This window comes from Streptomyces sp. NPDC005070, from assembly GCF_053600395.1.
On the sequence record NZ_JBSFZS010000018.1, the window covers coordinates 44888 to 61904 of the forward strand.

Genomic DNA, 17017 nt, shown 5'->3' on the forward strand with positions numbered 1-17017 from the left:
GTCCGGGCCTCCCGGAGTCCGTGTCCGCGGCCCCGGCTACATCCGCCGGCCGTCGGCCGCCCGGCGGCGCACGGCGAAGATCGTGGTGTCGTCGCCGAGCCGTCCGCCGCAGTGGTCCAGTGTGCCGTCGCGCACCCACCGGACGAGCCGGTGCGGGTCGGCGGTGCGCGGGTCCCGTGCCAGCGCCTTGGTGAGGGTGTCGCGGAGCGGGAAGAAGACGCCCGCCGCGTCGCGGGCCTCGGTCACCCCGTCGGTGACCATGAGCAGCGTCTCCCCGAGGGCGAGGGGGACGCGGAGCACCGGTGGCGGCGCGGAGGCCAGATCGCCCATGCCGAGCGGGAGTCCGTCGCCGGGAGGCAGGCTCCGCACCCCGTCCGGAGTGACCACGAGCGGTGGTTCGTGGCCGAAGTTGATGACCTCCACCGTGGCCGGGGTGTCCTCGGGGAAGGCGACCAGGACTCCGGTCGCGAAACGGTCGCCGTCGTCGCTGCCGAGCGCCACGCGGTAGCCGTTGTGCCGCAGCATCCGCACCTCCAGCCGCCCGGCGACCGTGGTGAGCACCGGCTCGTGGTACGCCGTCTCGCGGAAGGTGCCGAGCAGCGAGGCCGCCGCCTCGACCGCCGCCAGGCCCTTCCCCTGGACGTCTCCGAGCAGCAGGCGGGTGCCGTGCCGGCCGGGCTGGATGTCGTAGAAGTCGCCGCCGACCCGGGCCTCGCTGTCGGCGGCGAGGTAGACGGCCGCGTGGTCGAGGCCGCCCCAGCCCGGGGGCATCGGGCGCAGCACGGTGCGCCGGGTCGTCTCGGCGACGTCCCGCATGTGCAGCATCTGGCGCTCGGCGCGCAGCCGCACGGAGCAGGCGAGGGCCGCGAGGGCGCTGCCGGCCACGACGAGAACGAAATCGGGCAGGCCGTTCTGGTACCGGTGTGGCCAGGACGCGTCGATGACGCCGTAGGCGAGCAGCGACAGCCCGGCGAACACCACCGTGCCGAGGACTCCGCAGATCGCCGCGGCGATGACCGGAACGAGCACGAGCCAGGAGATGATCCGGAACCGGCCGGAGGTGTTGGCGTCGAGCAGCGCGATGCCGAGGAGGAGCAGCAGCGGGGGCAGCCAGGCCACGCTGTGTCCGTGCAACCGCAGCGGCGTCGACCGCTGCAGGGCGTCCGGCAGCCCGGGGCGGGGCCGCAGGGCGTGCCGGAGCCGCTCGCGTACGGATCTCCGGGCGGCCACCTCCCCGTTCCGCCTCCGTCTCGTTTTCTCAGTAGGCGACGGACATACGGCCGTGCGGGTGGACGGGCATCTCGAGCTGGTCCACGAAGGCCATCGCGTAGTCCTCGGCGCTGATGCGGCTCTGGCCGCCCGCGTCGGTGAGCATGCGGTCGCCGCCGATCCTGAACTCGCCCGTGCGTTCGCCGGGGGCGATCTCGGCGGCGGGCGAGATGTAGGTCCAGTCGAGGTCGTCGACGTCGCTGCGCAGGTAGGTGAGGGCGTCGCGGTGGGCGAGTGCCTCGGGCAGGTAGGCCTCGGGGAAGTCCGGCTGGTCGCAGGCGGCCTCGCCGGGCGCGACCTCCAGGGTGCCCGCCCCGCCGACGATCACGAGCCGGTGCACCCCGGCCGAGCGGACACCCTCCACCAGGGAGTGGTTGAGGGCCAGGAAGGGTTCGCGGGGATCCGAGCCGTCCCGGGGCGGGACGCACGCCGACCCCACCGCGTCCGCGCCGGCCACCAGCTCGGCGACCTTCGCCGCGTCCGAGGCGTCCGCCGCCGTCGCGGCGACCCCGGGGACCGGGGACTGCCCGGAGCGGCTGACCGCGACGACCTGGTGTCCGCGCGCCGACGCCTCCGTGGCGATACGGCTGCCGACCATGCCGGTGGCACCGAAGAGTACGAGCTTCATGCACCTCAGCGAAGCACGCGACCATGATCACCGCATCCCGGCACAGCGGGGGAAAGGGGTGCCGTGGGGGATGCGGGCGGGGCGACCTGGAGGCGCCTGGGGAGGGTTCGACCCCGAGTTGCCAGGGGCTGCGGCGAGGTGTGACCTGGAAGGCGGGGGCGAGCAGAGAGGAGTCCTTCCATGGCTCAAGCCGCACCCGTGTCAGGGACACCAGGTACATCCGGATCGTCCGATGTCTTCGGGGCACAGACCCACACGATCGCGCAGTGGGCCCTACCCGTCGCCGGCGGACTCGTCTACGGCTACTGGGCCGCCGCCATCAACCGGGACGCCGGTGCGATCACGGGCTGGAACGTGCTGTTCGGCTTCGTGTGCGCCATCGCGTTCGCGGCGGCCTACGTGGCCGCACGGACCGTGGCTCCGCTGATGCGGCGCGAGACGCACGCGCTGGTGTGGGCCGTGTTCGCGGGCTGCGCGTTCGGTTTCCTGTACAGCCAGACCGACGCGACCGTCCTGCGGTCCGTGTTCATGTCGCTGCCGGTGGCGGTGGGCGTGTACGCGGTGGCCTTCTACCGCTACTACACGCACGAGGACGCGGAGGGCAGGGCGAGCAAGTAGGCGCGAACAGCAAGCACATGAGGCCCCGGCGCAGTGCCGGGGCCTCATGCGTCTCCCTCACTCACCTACTCACCTGCCACCTGGGACCCAGTCCCAGGAGTTCGAGGAGGAGCCGGAGACGGTCCAGCTCCACGCGCTGGAGACGGTGAAGGTCCAGGAGCCGGAGGCGCTCACGCTCCAGCCGGGGTCGTTGCCGGGGTTCCGGTCGTTGTCCCAGTGCGCGTTGTGCCAGGTCCCGTCCTTCTGGTCGGGGCACGGGTCCGAGCAACTCGGCACCCACTGGCCGTCGGTGGAGACGAACGCCGCGCTGGCCCAGGCATGGGCGCCGACGAGCCAGTACCAGACGGTGGTGCCGGACACGCTCTGCCCGTTCACCGCGCACTCCACGCGGTCCTGGCTGCCCGAGGGAAGCGAGCCGACGACGGGCGAGGCGGTGCTGGGCTGAAGCCGCAGGTTCATCTCACCGCTGGAGATGACGGTGCCGCGGACCGAACTGCCGGAGCCGTCGCCGGTGTGCGCCGACTCGGTCGCCGCCATGGTGGGACCGGCGGCCAGGGCGGTCAGTACACCGCCGCTGAGCAGGGCCGCGGCAAGAATCCGCGGAGCTGGGGTGGTGCGCATATCGGCCTCCTTCTCCCCAGATCCAGGAAACACCCGTTCGGGTGAGGGCTCCACCCGAACGGCCAGAACCCATGGGGCCCAAGGGAAGCGTGCGTCCGATGCGTGGGGGCTCCCCGTACGGCTTGTCCTATGCGCCCATTTGCAGGCGGCCCGGTCGCGTACGGGGTCCGGGAGGCCTTGCCTGAAGACGTGTCCCCTCGTGCCCGGAGCGCCCTGTCGGCCGTGCTGATCGCGCTCGCCTGCCTCCTCGCGCCGCTCGGCGCGCTGTCGGCGTGGGCGACGTACGGCCTCGGCGACTCCGAGCGGTACGAGGCCACCATGGCGCCCCTCGCCGCCGACGAGGACGTTCGGGACGCCATCGCGGCCGGCGTCACCGACGACATCCTGCGCGAGGTCCACGTACGGCCGCGGCTCCAGGGGCCGGTGAACCACTTCGTGCGGGACGCCGTGCGCTCGTTCACCGAGACCGAGGCCTACCGCACGGCGTGGGAGACCGCCAACCTGGCCGCGCACGAAGCCGTGATGCGGGCGCTGCGCGAGGACCACGAGGGCGCGGTGACCGTCGATCTCGCGCCCATCACCGAGCAGGTCAAACGCCGGCTCGCCGACGACCACATGCCGTTGGCCGCCCGGATCCCGGTCGAGCACACCGAGATCACCGTGCTTGAGGCCGAGGACCTGGCCCGGCTCCGGAAGGGGTTCCACGTGCTCGAAGTCGCCGGATTCTGGCTCCCGTCGGCGTCGGTCGTCTTCGCGGCGACCGGCATCGTCATCGCCGTGCGCCGCCGCCGGGCGGTCCTCGCGACGGGCCTCGGCGTCGCTCTGGGCGCCGCGCTGCTCGGTGCCGCGATCGTCGTGGGCCGCCGGCTCACCCTCGACGACCTGCCGCCCGACGTGTCACGCACCGCCGCGGGCGCGGTGTACGACGCCCTCACCGAGACCCTCCGGTTCGTGAGCTGGCTGCTGCTGGCCGTGGGTCTGACGGTGGCTCTGACCGCCGCCCTCGCCCGCGCGTACGCCCGCCGCCGACGGCCGGCCGAAGCCCCCGCGCAGACTCCGGCGGACCAGTCGACCCACGTGGGAGCCTGACCGCGTACCACGGGGGAGCCTGACCACGCGCCACGGGGGAGCCCGACCGCGCACCGCGCGCCTGCGCGCGAAGTCGCCCTCCACCGTGCGCGACCGTCCCCGGGGCCGCTCCGGGGAAACCGCCATACTTGGGGCATGTCCCGCGAGTTCCCCATCGGCCTCACCCCTCCCGACTGGCTGGTCAGGAACCTCCGGCCGCAGCGGGCCCCCGTCAACCGGGCCGCCACCGCCCGCGCCGGCGTCGCCCTGGCACTCCCCCTCGCCGTCGGCCTCGCCTGCGGACAGCCCGCGTACGGCGCCCTCGCCTCCATGGGCGCGCTGTCCGGAGTCATCGGCGACACCGCCGACGCGTACCGCATGCGGATCTTCAACATCGCCGTCCCCCAGCTCTTCGGCGCGATCGGCGTCACGATCGGCGCGGCGGTCTACGGGCACGGCTGGACCGCTGTCGTGACGGTGACCGTGGTCGCGCTGGTCTCCGGGATGATCTCGTCGATCGGCGCCGTCGCCTCCGTCACCGGACTGCTGCTGCTCCTCAACTGCGTGATCGGCGCCGGACTTCCGCTGCCCGGCGCCTGGTGGCTCGCCCCGCTACTGATGGCCGGCGGCGGACTCCTCGTCCTCGCGCTGACCCTGCTCGCCTGGCCGCTGCGCTCGGGAGTGCCGGAACGGTCCGCCGTCGCGGGCACCTACCGCACCGTCGCCGACCTGCTCGCCGCGAGCGGCACCGACGACTACGGCCGCCTCCGCCTCGCCGTGACCCAGTCCCTGAACGAGTCGTACGACCTCGTCCTCGCCCGGCGCGCCTTCCACCACGGCCGCAGCCCCGACCTCGTCCGGCTGCTCGCCCAGCTCAACGCCGTCACCCCCGTCGTCGAGGCCGCGCCCGCCGCCCACCAGCGGGGTGAGCCGCTGCCCGCCGCGATCCCCGCCGCCGTGAGCCTGCTCGCCGACACCGTCGAGACCGGCGGCACCGACCCCCTCGAACTGCGGCTGCCCGCCCCGGCCGACGAGACCGCGCGCGCCGTCGACCACGCCCTGCGGCACGCCGCCCGTGTCGTGACCGACCGGTCCCCGGACCCGTACGTCCTCGACGACCGCCTCGGCCGGCCCGCCGCGCTGCGTGTCCGCGCCGCCCGAGCCACCCGCAACGTCCTTCTGTCGGCGGCATCCTGGCGCTACGGCACCCGCCTCGCCCTGTGCATCGGCCTCGCCCAGGTGCTCGTCTCGACCGTGGAAGTACCGCGCTCCTACTGGGTCGCGCTCACCATCACCTTCGTCATGAAGCCCGACTACGGCTCCGTCTTCTCCCGGGCCCTGCTGCGCGCCCTCGGCACGGTCGCGGGCCTCGTGGTCGCGGCGACCGTGCTGACGCTGGTACCGCGCGGCTGGTGGGACGTGCCCGTGCTGATGGCGCTCGGCGCGCTCATCCCGGCCCTGACCCCGCGCGGCTACGGCTACCAGACCGCCGCCATCACCCCGGTGATCCTGCTGCTGTCCGACATCCTCAACCACCAGGGAACCGGGCTCATCGTCCCCCGGCTGGTCGACTCCCTGGTCGGCTGCGGCATCGCCCTGGTGGCCGGATATCTGCTCTGGCCGGAGAGCTGGCACGCCCGGGTCGGCGACCGGCTCGCGGACGCGGTCGCCGACACCGCCGGCTATGTCGAGCTGGCCTTCGGGGACGCCGCGGAGCCCGCGGCCCGCGCCCGCAGCAGGCGCCGGCTGTACCGCGACCTGTCCTCCATCCGTACGGAGTTCCAGCGCGCGCTGACCGAACCGCCGCCGAACGGGCGCCGCGCCGCGGCCTGGATGCCGCTCGTCGTCGCCGTCGAGCGGATCGTGGACGCCACGACCGCCGCCCGGGTCCGGGTCAGACAGGGTGCGGCCGAGCCGTCCGCCGCCGAGATCTCCACCATCGCCCGCCAGCTCCGGGAGCTGTCCGAGGGTTTGCGCGAGACGGATGTGCTCTTCGCCGTCCGCACCGATCTCACCGGGCCCGCGGGCAGCGTCCTCGAACCGGTGCGACAGGAGGTCGCGGCAGCGAGGGCGATCACCTCACCGCATTGACACGGGAGGCGTCGGCACCGACTATTCGGCCATCGTCCCGGCTCCACGCGCGGGACGGACGGAACTCGGAATTCCGACAAATCACCATGGTAGGAAAGTGAACCCGTGGGCGCTGTAGGGGGGTTGACGCGACGGTTGTCCGGAGCGCCGCCCCTGCCGAAGATCACCATCTATGGCCGCTAACCTTACGTGTCCGTCCTGGCCAGGGATTGACGGGATCAACTCACGCGAAGGGTTGCGCACATGGGCATTCTCACTCTCCTGCGGAATGCGTTCGGCCGCTCACGCAAGGGTCGTGACGCTGACGCGGAGACCTCGCGAGAGGCCACGTCGACCGCGACGGTCCCGGCTCCCGCCGCGGAGCCGACACATTCCCCCGAGGCCGAGCCGGCCTCCACCTCAGCACCGGAGGCCGAGCCGAGAATCCCGGCACCCGCCTCCGAGCCCGAACCCTCCGTGGTCGACGAACTGGTGTCGGCCGCCTTCGACAACGTAACGGTCCCCAGGCAAACGCCTCCGGCGGAACCCACCAGCCAGAAGACCCCGACCCCCGAGGTCGAGCCCGAGGCCGAGGCCGAGCCGACCGCTGAGGCCGAGGTCGCGGAAGAAGCTGCCGCGGAGCCGACCGCGGAGGCCGAGGTCGAGGCCGCCCCCGAGGCGGAGCCCGTCGCCGAGACGGAAGCCGCCCCCGAAGCAGAGGCCCCCGCGGAGCAGGAGGCCGAGCCGGTCACCGAGCCCGAGCCCGAGGCTGCGCCCGCCGTGGTGGCGGAAGCTGCCCCCGAGGTGGAGACCGAGCCGGTCGCAGAGACCGAGGCCGCCCCCGAGGCCGAGGCCGAGGCTGAGGCTGCGCCCGAGGCCGAGCCGACCGCTGACGCCGAGCCCGTCGCCACCGTCGAGGCCGAGGTCGAGACCGAGGCCGCCCCCGAGGCCGAGGCGGAAGCCGCCGCGGAGTCCGAGCCGGCCGCTGAGGCCGAGCCCGTCGCCGCCGTCGAGGCGGAGGCGGAGCCGGTCGTCGAGGCCGTGCAGGTGGACGAGCCCGCGGTCGCCGACGGCGGCGAGGCCCCACAGGAGGCACCCGCAGCCGACGACGAAAGCAGCACGGGTGGTGCGGGTGGGAACGACCGCGCCGAAGGCGAAGCCGAGGCGGAAGCCACGGACGAGCCCGAGCCGGTCACTGAGGCCGAGCCCGAGGCGGAGCCGGTGACCGAGGCCGAGCCCGTGGCCGAGGCCGAGGTCGAGGTCGAGGTCGAGGTCGAGGTCGAGGCGGAGCCCGTGGCCGAGGCCGAGACGGAGCCGGTCACCGAGGCCGAGCCCGTGACCCAGGTCGAGACGGAGCCGGTGACCACGGCGGAGCCGGACGCACTCGACCACGTCAGGGCCGAGGCCCCGGCCCTGGTCACGGCGTACCAGGAAGCCGGCACCGCCCTCCAGAAGCACGACCTCACCGGCAAGCACGCCAAGGTCTACCTGGTCCTCGACCGCTCCTCGTCCATGCGCGCCTACTACAAGGACGGCTCCGCCCAGGCCCTCGGCGAGCAGGCCCTGGCCCTCGCCGCCCACCTGGACCCGGCCGCGACGGTCCACGTCGTCTTCTTCTCCACCGAGCTGGACGGCACCGGCACCCTCACGCTCGCCGAGCACGAGAACAAGGTCGACGACCTGCACGCCGGCCTCGGCCGCATGGGCCGTACGAGCTACCACGTCGCCGTGGAGGAAGTGGTCACCCACCACCAGCGGTCCGGCTCCACCGACCCGGCCCTGGTGATCTTCCAGACGGACGGCGCCCCGGACGCCAAGACCCCCGCCACCCAGTCCCTCACGGACGCGGCGAAGGACCACCCGGGTGTCTTCTTCTCGTTCGTCGCCTTCGGCGAGCACGACAACAAGGCCTTCGACTACCTGCGCAAGCTGAAGACCGGGAATACGGCCTTCTTCCACGCGGGTCCGGCCCCGCGTGAGTTGACCGACGTCGAGGTCTACGACGGCGTGCTGGAGAACTGGCGCCCGTAACCCGTCCGAGCAGCACCCCGGGCCGCCCCCTTCCCACGCCTTAAAACGGGAAGCGGGCGGCCCACCCATGTCGGCTACGATTTCAAGGTTCACCGGCGACGACCGGCCCACCGGAAACCGGACGCGATCGTCGCCCCACGTAGCGACCTGGGAGCAGCCCGCGATGGCTCGACACCTCATCACCAGCGCCCTTCCGTACATCAACGGGATCAAGCACCTGGGCAACATGGTGGGGTCCATGCTCCCGGCGGACGTGTACTCCCGGTACCTCCGCCAGCGCGGCCACGACGTCCTGTACATCTGCGCGACGGACGAGCACGGCACCCCCGCCGAGCTCGCGGCCAAGGAGCGCGGTCTGCCGGTCGCCGAGTTCTGCGCGCAGGCGCACGACGCGCAGAAGGCCGTGTACGACGGCTTCGAGCTGGCCTTCGACTACTTCGGCCGCAGCTCCAGCCCGGAGAACCGCGACATCACCCAGCACTTCGCGCGCCGCCTGAACGAGAACGGCTTCATCGAGGAGCGCGCGATCCGTCAGGTGTACTCGCCGACGGACGGCCGGTTCCTCCCCGACCGTTACGTCGAGGGCACCTGCCCGCACTGCGGTTACGACAAGGCCCGCGGCGACCAGTGCGAGAACTGCACGCGCGTCCTCGACCCCACGGACCTGATCAACCCGCGTTCGGCGATCTCCGGCTCGACGGACCTGGAGGTCCGCGAGACGAAGCACCTGTTCCTCCTGCAGTCGAAGCTCCAGCACGAGGTCGAGGAGTGGGTGGCCCGCCACGAGTCGGAGTGGCCGCAGCTCGCCTCCTCCATCGCCCGCAAGTGGCTGACCGAGGGCCTGCACGACCGCGCGATCACCCGTGACCTGGACTGGGGCGTCCCGGTCCCGGCCGACACGTGGCCGGAGCTGGCGGCGGAGGGCAAGGTCTTCTACGTCTGGTTCGACGCCCCGATCGAGTACATCGGCGCGACGAAGGAGTGGTCGGACCAGGACACGGAGAACCGCGACTGGAAGTCCTGGTGGTACGACGCGGACTCCGGCGAGAACCCGGTCCGCTACACGCAGTTCATGGCGAAGGACAACGTCCCCTTCCACACCGTGATGTTCCCGGCCACCGAGCTGGGCGTGCGCGAGCCGTGGAAGAAGGTCGACTACGTCAAGGCCTTCAACTGGCTGACGTACTACGGCGGGAAGTTCTCCACGTCCCAGAAGCGCGGTGTCTTCACGGACCAGGCGCTGGACATCCTGCCCGCCGACTACTGGCGCTACTTCCTCATCGCCAACGCCCCCGAGTCGGACGACTCCTCGTTCACCTGGGAGCACTTCACCACCACGGTGAACAAGGACCTGGCCGACACCCTCGGCAACTTCGTCAACCGCGTGCTGTCCTTCTCCAAGAAGCGCTTCGGCGAGGAGGTCCCCGCGGGTGCGGAGGCCGGCGAGGCCGAGGCGAAGCTGGGCACCGAGATCGCGGCCCTGCTCGCGGAGTACGAGACCCAGATGGAGGCCCTCCAGTTCCGCAAGGCGGCCGCCGCGCTGCGCGCCCTGTGGTCCGCGGGCAACTCCTACCTGGAGGAGAAGGCCCCCTGGCTGGAGATCAAGACCAGCCCGGAGGGCGCGGCCCTGACGCTGCGCACGGCGATGAACCTGATCCACCTGTACTCGGTGGTCTCGGAGCCCTTCATCCCGGCGTCCGCCCGCGCGATGCGCTCCGCCTTCGCCCTCGCGGACGACACGGCGACCTGGGTGAGCGCCGACGAGGCCCGCGCCCTGTCCTTCCTCCCCGCCGGCACCCCCTTCACCGTGCCCCCGGTCCTCTTCGCCAAGATCACGGACGAGGACCTGGAGTCGTACAAGGAGCGCTTCGGCGGCGAGCAGCAGGGCTGAGGGAGCCCCCGCGCGCAGCGGCCCACCCGCCCGTCAAGGGCGGTAAAAGGGCTGGTAAAGTCCGCTCACTTGGCGAGGGCGAGCGCCCTCGCGGGGAGGGACTTCGCACGTGGGCAGACACGCCCCGAGACGGCGCGGCCTTGCCGCCGCCGTCTCCTCCTTCGCGGTCGCCGTAGCGGCAGCGGCCATCGCCGTTCTGCCGCAGAGCGGCGCCTCGGCGGACCCGGCCGCACCGGCCGGGTCCACCTCCGAGATCACCCTGACCGATCCGGTCGGCACCCAGCCGCGCGCCGACCGCCCGCTGGTGGCCGGGGCGAGCGGCTTCCTGCACCGGCAGACCGGGATCACCGGGCTGCTGTGGACGGACTACGCCGCCGGCACGAGCACGGTCGTCCGGACCGCCGACGGCGTGTACGCGCCCACGGGTGTCTGCGCGAACCTCGGCTCGTCGACCTGCCCCACCGCCTGGTACGGCAGCGACGCCGACCTGGTCGCGCTGCCGTCGTCCGGCTCCGTCGCCCTGTGGGACCCGGCGACCCGGACGACGACGTCGTTCGCCTCGGACGAGGCGTACCGGGGGCTCGCCGGCCGGACGGTCCTCACCGAGTGGTCGGTGCACGACCTCGTCGACGGCGCCTGGCGCTCCCGCGCCATCTCGCCCAACAGCATGCGGATCACCTCGGGCGCGGTCATGGCCGCCGACGCGCGCGGCGTGCTGTTCAAGGTCGACAGCTACCTGTACTACCTCGACCTCGCGACGGCCACCGCCACCAGGGCCTTCTCCGGCATGGACGCACGGCCGAACACCGTCCTCAGCGACGACCGGATCGGCTGGTACGACGCGGCCGGCGGCAACCTGCACGTCAAGCCCCGCACGGACCCCGACGCCGACGAGCAGGTGATCGACCTGCCCGCGCCCGGTGTCCAGCTCGACGGCGCGCCGGTGCTCTCCGGCGACTGGCTGCTGCTCCCGCTGCACACCGGCACCGGCACCAGCGAGCTGCGGGCCGTCTCCCTGAAGGACGGATCCTCCCAGACCCCGGCGGCCAAGGCGGGGGCGTACGTGCTCCGCGCGTCCGGCGGCGCCGCCCTCGTCACCGGCGGCAGCGGCGCGAGCGACTGGTGGGTGCGGCGCTTCACCGAGGCCGCCGACGGCACGCCCGGCCTGGCGCAGCTCGCCCAGATCCCGGCGACGGAGAACGCCAAGACCGGCCTGGCGCTCAGCCGGGGCCACCTCCGCGTGGCCGAGGACAACCCCTCCAGCACCTCCGACACCACCTCGTGGCGCACCATCGGCAGCGTCGGCGGCCAGTTGACGGCGACCGCCGCCACGGAGAGCGGTTCGGTCAGCCCCGAGTGCCCGTACGCCGGCACCACCTGCTCGGCGATGTGGGGCAACTACAGCAACGGGCCCAGGGACGTCTACCTCGACACCTACTACGACGGTGACGAGGGCGGCAGCGGCCTGTCCAACGCGGACCGGCTCGTCACGATCGGCTACAACCCACTGGAGTTCCACACCGCGGGCGGCGCGATCGTCGACGTCTCCGACGACTACGCCGTCTACAACTCGGGCGGCTCGGCCCCCATGCAGTACATCGGCGAGTTCGGCCAGGGACAGAAGCTGAAGCGGTCGGTGCGCGCCGCCGCGCTGAACGGCTCGACCCTCTGGAGCGCCTCGACGACCGGCAAGCTCACCTCGTACAGCCTGACCGAGGACAAGACCCTCGCCACGGTGACCGTTCCCGGCATGTCCTGCGTGCCGAGCGAACTCCAGGCGGCGGGCCGCTGGGTGTACTGGGAGTGCGTCGGTGGCTCGGCCGGCGTGTACGACACCAAGGCGGCCGCCTCGCGTGCGGTGAGCGGCGGCGACGTGCTCCTCGGCGACGGCTTCACCGTCCGCCACGACCGCGCCGCGGGCACCCTGGTGCTGACGGACGCGGTCACCGGCGCCGGCCGCGTGCTCGCGACCGAGGTCCCCGATACCGGCCTCGCCATGGACCGCCGCTTCAAGTGGACCGTGGACGAGTACACGGGTCTGGTGGCCTGGACCGATCTGTACGAGCGGACCCACATCGCCGGGACCGGTGTCACGCCGTCGGCCGTGACGGTCTTCGAGAGCGACACTCCGTCCTACGTCGACGGAGGCATGCCCTTCCACGGCTTCTGGCTGCTGTCACGGCCCGTCACCTCCTGGTCGGTGACCTTCACCTCCGTCCAAAGCGGCGCGAAGGGCAAGGCCACCCGCACGGTCACCGAAGGCGCGTCCACCGCCTGGGTGTCCACGGACTGGTCCGGCACGACGGTCGACAACACCCGTTTCCCCAACGGGCACTTCACCTGGACCCTCAAGGGCACCGGCACCGGCACCGCCTCGGCGGTCACCGTGGCGACCGGGGAGGGCTTCCTCCAGGGAGGCGCGCCGGTGCGGCACGACTTCTCCAGCCCGGAGGGACCGGACGGCCGCGGCGACCTCCTCACCCTGAACTCGTCCGGCGGCCTGACCTTCCAGTCGGGCACCGGCACCGGAAAGTTCGGCGACAAGATCAGCGGTTCCGGCTGGGCCACCAGCATCAAGGCCGTGCCGTTCGGCGACCTCAACGGGGACCGCTGCAACGACGTCCTCGTCCGGCTGAGCAGCGGCGCCCTGCGGGCGTACAAGCCGCGCTGCGGCGCGGCGGTCACCCCGAAGACGTCGTACACCACGCTCGCGAGCAGCGGCTGGACGCAGTACGACGTCCTGACCTCGCCCGGCGACGTGAGCGGCGACGGCCGGCCCGACCTGATCGCGCGTGTCGCGTCCACCGGGACCGTCTACCTCTACAAGGGGACGAGCACGGGCACCCTGTCGGCCCGCGTGAAGCTCTACGACGCCTGGAAGGGCTACAAGAAGATCGTCGGGGCCGGTGACCTCAATGGCGACGGCGTCGGCGACCTGCTCGCCCAGGACACGTCCAACACCCTCTACCGCTACAACGGCAAGGGGGACGGAACCTTCGCCGCCCGAGTGAAGGTGTTCGGCGACTGGGGCGGCTCCTACAACGCCGTGGTGGTCGTCGGTGACATCACCGACGACGGCAGGGCCGACCTCGTCTCCCGGGACACCGGCGGCAACCTGTACCGCAACAACGGGGACGGCAAGGGGTCGTTCGGCGGCCGCACGAAAATAGCCACCGGTTGGAGCGGATACCGCTCGATCTCCTGAGGCTGCTCGCCTTGGAAGAGGGGGCACGGACGACCCGTCCTGTGCCCCCTTTTCGTCGCCCAAGACCAGGTGAGAGCCCGGCAAAGAGCCGGGAAAGCCACTCTCTGTCCAGTGCTGCCGATCCGTAATGGACCCCGGCATCACAAGCCCCCCGGCCACCCGTATGGTTTCCGCCATGGCAGTCCCCGAGGTCATTCCGATCGCCTACGAACCGAAGCACCGCACCGAGACCATCGGCCGGTACGCGGACGGTCAGTTCCTGGCGTCGATCACGTACGCCTTCCCCGAAGGGTTCCGCCCCGACGACGGCTGGGAAGAGCACAAACGCCTGTACACAGTTCTCCACACCTTCGACGCCGAGGGCCACTACCTCGACTCGGAGGTCTGGTGCGCCGGCACCTGGGCCGAACAGCAACGAGCTGCCCGGGGCGAATACTCGGTGCTCTCCCGCGCCCGCGTCCACCTGGCGAAACTGCTCCGCAGTCTGCCCCGGCGCTCGTACACGGACATCGCGATACGTCCGTTCCAGATCACCGTCGACGGCGTCCGGTTCGGCCTGGTGACGGGCGTGGACGACGGCGAGGGCTGGGCCGAGCTGTACCCGGACGGCCTCGGCTTCTCCGAACCGTGGAACGGCACGTACGACACCTGAGCACGCCCCCCTTCACGGGCCGGCCTGCCGCACACCCGTGTTCCGGGCCCTTTGCCCGTCAGGGGGCGAAGGGCCCGGAACCGTTGTGCCCCGACCCTTGGGGCCGCGGGGTCAGGACGAAGTGGCCGACGGGCTCGGCGCGGTGTCGGTGGTGTCGTGGGTCTCGTCCCGGGCGACGCCCATCGTCAGGCGGGCGTGGACGCCCCGGGCGAAGTGCCTCTTGTCGTACGCGAGGTACAGCAGCCCGCCCTCGTGCCCGTTGCCCGGGTAGATCGTGTCCTCGTCCAGCGTCGTGCGGGTGACCGTGCTCGTGGAGTACGGGGCGACCTCGGCCGACGCCAGGACCGACTTCTCCGAGAAGAAGAGCTGGCCCGTGTGACAGGTGCGGCCGCCCTCGTAGCCCGCGTCGGTCCAGGTGCCGTCCACATGGACCTTCACATGGATGTGGACGCAACGGCCCTGGTACCAGCCGGGGAAGACGGTCCTGAAGGTGACGTGGCCGTGCCGGTCGGTCTTCCAGGTGCCGCGCAGATACCGCTTGTCGTCGGTGGGCTCGGCATGGCCGCCGCCGCCTCCGGGGGGAGGACCGGACGGGGGTTCGCCGGTCGGCGTGCCGGTCGGGGGCTCACCGGTCGGGCCGCCGCCCCCACCGCCGCCGTTGCTCATCCCCTCGTAGCCGGAGTACACGCCCAGCGCCGAGCAGTGCCAGATGTCCACCGCCGCGTTCCTGACCGGCTTGCAGGTCTCGGCGTCGATCACCTTCAGCACGAGGGTCAGGGGGACACCCTCCTGGTCCTCGGTGATGTCCCGGCGGATCTTGTCCGCGTCGATGTAGTAGGGGCCCTCGGTGGTCTCCGAGGTCAGCGTGTAACAGGTCTCCGCACGGGACGCGGCCGTCGTCGTGTCCTGCGTCGCGGCTAACGCGTTCACGGCGGCCGCGCCGCCCACACCCACGGCCGCCACGGCCATTCCACCCGCGACGACGACCCTGCGCCGGGTCATGTGCCCTTCGTGCGTTGGTTCCTGGTTCTCAGTCATGCGCGGGACGGTAGGAAGCCGACCTGTCAGCAGCATGGGTGCGGGCTGTGTTTTCACCCGCCACACGAGAATGGCCCGGAACCATCGCTGGTTCCGGGCCACTTCTGTGTGCGTCACCCCCAGGGGACGCGGAGCCTGCCTACTTCGGCTGCGGCTTGCGGACCGAGAGGTGCAGCTCGCGCAGCCGGGTCTCGTCCAGCTCCGTGGGCGCGCCCATCATCAGGTCCTGCGCGTTGCCGTTGAGCGGGAACGCGATCGTCTCGCGGATGTTCGGCTCGTCCGCGAGCAGCATGACGATGCGGTCGACACCCGGGGCGATCCCGCCGTGCGGCGGGGCGCCGAAGCGGAAGGCGCGCAGCATGCCGGCGAACTGCTCCTCGACGGTCTCCCGGTCGTAGCCCGCGATCTCGAAGGCCTTGAGCATGATCTCGGGCTCGTGGTTGCGGATCGCGCCGGAGGACAGCTCGACGCCGTTGCAGACGATGTCGTACTGCCAGCCGAGGATGTCCAGCGGGTCCTGGGTCTCCAGGGCCTCCAGACCGCCCTGCGGCATCGAGAACGGGTTGTGCGAGAAGTCGATCTTGCCGGTGTCCTCGTCCTTCTCGTACATCGGGAAGTCGACGATCCAGCAGAAGCGGAAGACGTTCTCCTCGAAGTTGCCCGAGCGCTTCGCGGCCTCGACCCGCACCGCGCCCATGATCTTCGAGACCTCGTCGAACTCGCCCGCGCCGAAGAACACCGCGTGACCGGCCGCCAGGGAGAGGCGCTTGGTCAGCTCGGCGACGTTCTCCTCGGTGAGGAACTTGGCGATCGGGCCGGTCAGCGAACCGTCCTCGCCCACGCGCACCCAGGCCAGGCCCTTCGCGCCCTGCTCGACCGCGTAGTCACCGAGACCGTCGAAGAACTTCCGCGACTGACCGGACACGTCCGGCACCGGCAGCGCGCGCACGTGCTTGCCGGCGAAGGCCTTGAACTCGGAGCCCTCGAAGATGTCGGTGATGTCGACGAGCTCGAGCTGGGCGCGCAGGTCCGGCTTGTCGGAGCCGTACTTCAGCATCGACTCGCGGAACGGGATACGCGGGAAGGGCGAGGTGACGTGACGGTCACCGCCGAACTCCTCGAACAGCTCCGTCATGAGCTTCTCGATCGGCTGGAAGACGTCCTCCTGCTCGACGAAGGACATCTCCACGTCGAGCTGGTAGAACTCGCCCGGCGAACGGTCCGCGCGGGCGTCCTCGTCGCGGAAGCAGGGCGCGATCTGGAAGTAGCGGTCGAACCCGGAGATCATCAGGAGCTGCTTGAACTGCTGCGGCGCCTGCGGAAGCGCGTAGAACTTGCCGGGGTTCAGCCGGGAAGGGACCACGAAGTCGCGCGCGCCCTCGGGGGAGGTGGCGCTGAGGATCGGGGTGGCCATCTCGTTGAAGCCCAGCGTCGTCATCTTGTGACGGATCGCGGAGATCACGGCCGTACGCAGCAGGATGTTGCGGTGCATGCGCTCACGGCGCAGGTCGAGGAAGCGGTACTCCAGGCGACGCTCCTCGTTGACACCGTCCTCGGCGTTGATCGTGAAGGGAAGCGGCTGGGCGGCGCCGAGCAGCTCGACCTCGCTCACCTCGACCTCGACCTCACCGGTCGGCAGCTCCGGGTTCACGTTCTCCGTGCCGCGCGAGACGACCTTGCCGTCGACACGGACGGTCGATTCCTTGGAGACCTTGTCGAGGGCCTCGTAGGCGGGGGTGCCGGGGCGGGCGACGAGCTGCGTGATGCCGTAGTGGTCGCGCAGATCGATGAAGAGGATGCCGCCCAGGTCTCGGCGATTGTGCAGCCAGCCGCTCAGCCGGACGTCGCTGCCGACGTCAGAGGCGCGGAGCTCGCCGCAGGTGTGGGACCTGTACCGATGCATCGAGGTTCATCCAGTCTTCGCGG

The 17017-nt window shown here is 71.6% G+C and carries 12 protein-coding genes; 7 read left to right on the forward strand and 5 right to left on the reverse strand.

Going from position 1 to position 17017, the window contains the following annotated elements; genetic code table 11:
- Window positions 1-36 precede the first annotated feature (36 nt).
- Both ACWEBX_RS09025 and ACWEBX_RS09030 read right to left on the reverse strand, forming a co-directional pair.
- Window positions 37-1230, reverse strand: coding sequence for a PP2C family protein-serine/threonine phosphatase (locus ACWEBX_RS09025; RefSeq protein ID WP_451884236.1), 1194 nt, complete (start codon window positions 1228-1230; stop codon window positions 37-39).
- A gap of 28 nt (window positions 1231-1258) precedes the next feature.
- Window positions 1259-1897 (reverse strand): NAD(P)-dependent oxidoreductase, encoded by a 639-nt coding sequence (locus tag ACWEBX_RS09030; protein ID WP_355768400.1) that lies wholly within the window; start codon window positions 1895-1897, stop codon window positions 1259-1261.
- A gap of 180 nt (window positions 1898-2077) precedes the next feature.
- On the opposite strand from ACWEBX_RS09030, the gene ACWEBX_RS09035 reads away from it, so the two are divergent.
- Window positions 2078-2515: a hypothetical protein gene (locus ACWEBX_RS09035; RefSeq protein WP_451884237.1), complete on the forward strand. Its 438-nt coding sequence runs from the start codon at window positions 2078-2080 to the stop codon at window positions 2513-2515.
- Between the two features lie 69 nt (window positions 2516-2584).
- Here the strand turns inward: ACWEBX_RS09035 and ACWEBX_RS09040 are convergent, their stop codons facing one another.
- A complete protein-coding gene (locus tag ACWEBX_RS09040; protein ID WP_451884238.1) occupies window positions 2585-3136 on the reverse strand; it encodes an SH3 domain-containing protein in 552 nt (183 codons plus the stop codon).
- A 189-nt stretch (window positions 3137-3325) separates the two neighbouring features.
- Here ACWEBX_RS09040 and ACWEBX_RS09045 point away from each other — a divergent pair, with 189 nt between their 5' ends.
- The 6 genes from ACWEBX_RS09045 (at window position 3326) to ACWEBX_RS09070 (ending at window position 14053) form a co-directional block, all read left to right on the forward strand.
- A complete protein-coding gene (locus tag ACWEBX_RS09045) occupies window positions 3326-4225 on the forward strand; it encodes a hypothetical protein (RefSeq protein WP_451884239.1) in 900 nt (299 codons plus the stop codon).
- Between the two features lie 135 nt (window positions 4226-4360).
- The gene (locus ACWEBX_RS09050; protein WP_451884240.1) at window positions 4361-6295 is read left to right on the forward strand and encodes an FUSC family protein; all 1935 of its coding nucleotides are present in this window, start codon (window positions 4361-4363) and stop codon (window positions 6293-6295) included.
- A 243-nt stretch (window positions 6296-6538) separates the two neighbouring features.
- On the forward strand, window positions 6539-8305 hold the full coding sequence (locus ACWEBX_RS09055) for a VWA domain-containing protein (RefSeq protein ID WP_451884241.1): 1767 nt from the start codon (window positions 6539-6541) through the stop codon (window positions 8303-8305).
- Between the two features lie 163 nt (window positions 8306-8468).
- On the forward strand, window positions 8469-10196 hold the full coding sequence (metG, locus tag ACWEBX_RS09060) for a methionine--tRNA ligase (RefSeq protein WP_451884242.1): 1728 nt from the start codon (window positions 8469-8471) through the stop codon (window positions 10194-10196).
- Between the two features lie 109 nt (window positions 10197-10305).
- On the forward strand, window positions 10306-13401 hold the full coding sequence (locus ACWEBX_RS09065) for an FG-GAP repeat domain-containing protein (RefSeq protein WP_451884243.1): 3096 nt from the start codon (window positions 10306-10308) through the stop codon (window positions 13399-13401).
- 175 nt (window positions 13402-13576) lie between these two features.
- Window positions 13577-14053, forward strand: coding sequence for a hypothetical protein (locus ACWEBX_RS09070; RefSeq protein ID WP_451884244.1), 477 nt, complete (start codon window positions 13577-13579; stop codon window positions 14051-14053).
- Between the two features lie 111 nt (window positions 14054-14164).
- Here ACWEBX_RS09070 and ACWEBX_RS09075 read toward each other — a convergent pair whose 3' ends face one another.
- Window positions 14165-15091 carry an intradiol ring-cleavage dioxygenase gene (locus ACWEBX_RS09075; RefSeq protein WP_451884245.1) on the reverse strand — a complete coding sequence of 309 codons (927 nt, stop codon included), beginning with the start codon at window positions 15089-15091 and terminating at the stop codon, window positions 14165-14167.
- A 139-nt stretch (window positions 15092-15230) separates the two neighbouring features.
- The gene (gene aspS / locus ACWEBX_RS09080) at window positions 15231-16994 is read right to left on the reverse strand and encodes an aspartate--tRNA ligase (RefSeq protein WP_451884246.1); all 1764 of its coding nucleotides are present in this window, start codon (window positions 16992-16994) and stop codon (window positions 15231-15233) included.
- Between the last annotated feature and the right edge of the window lie 23 nt (window positions 16995-17017).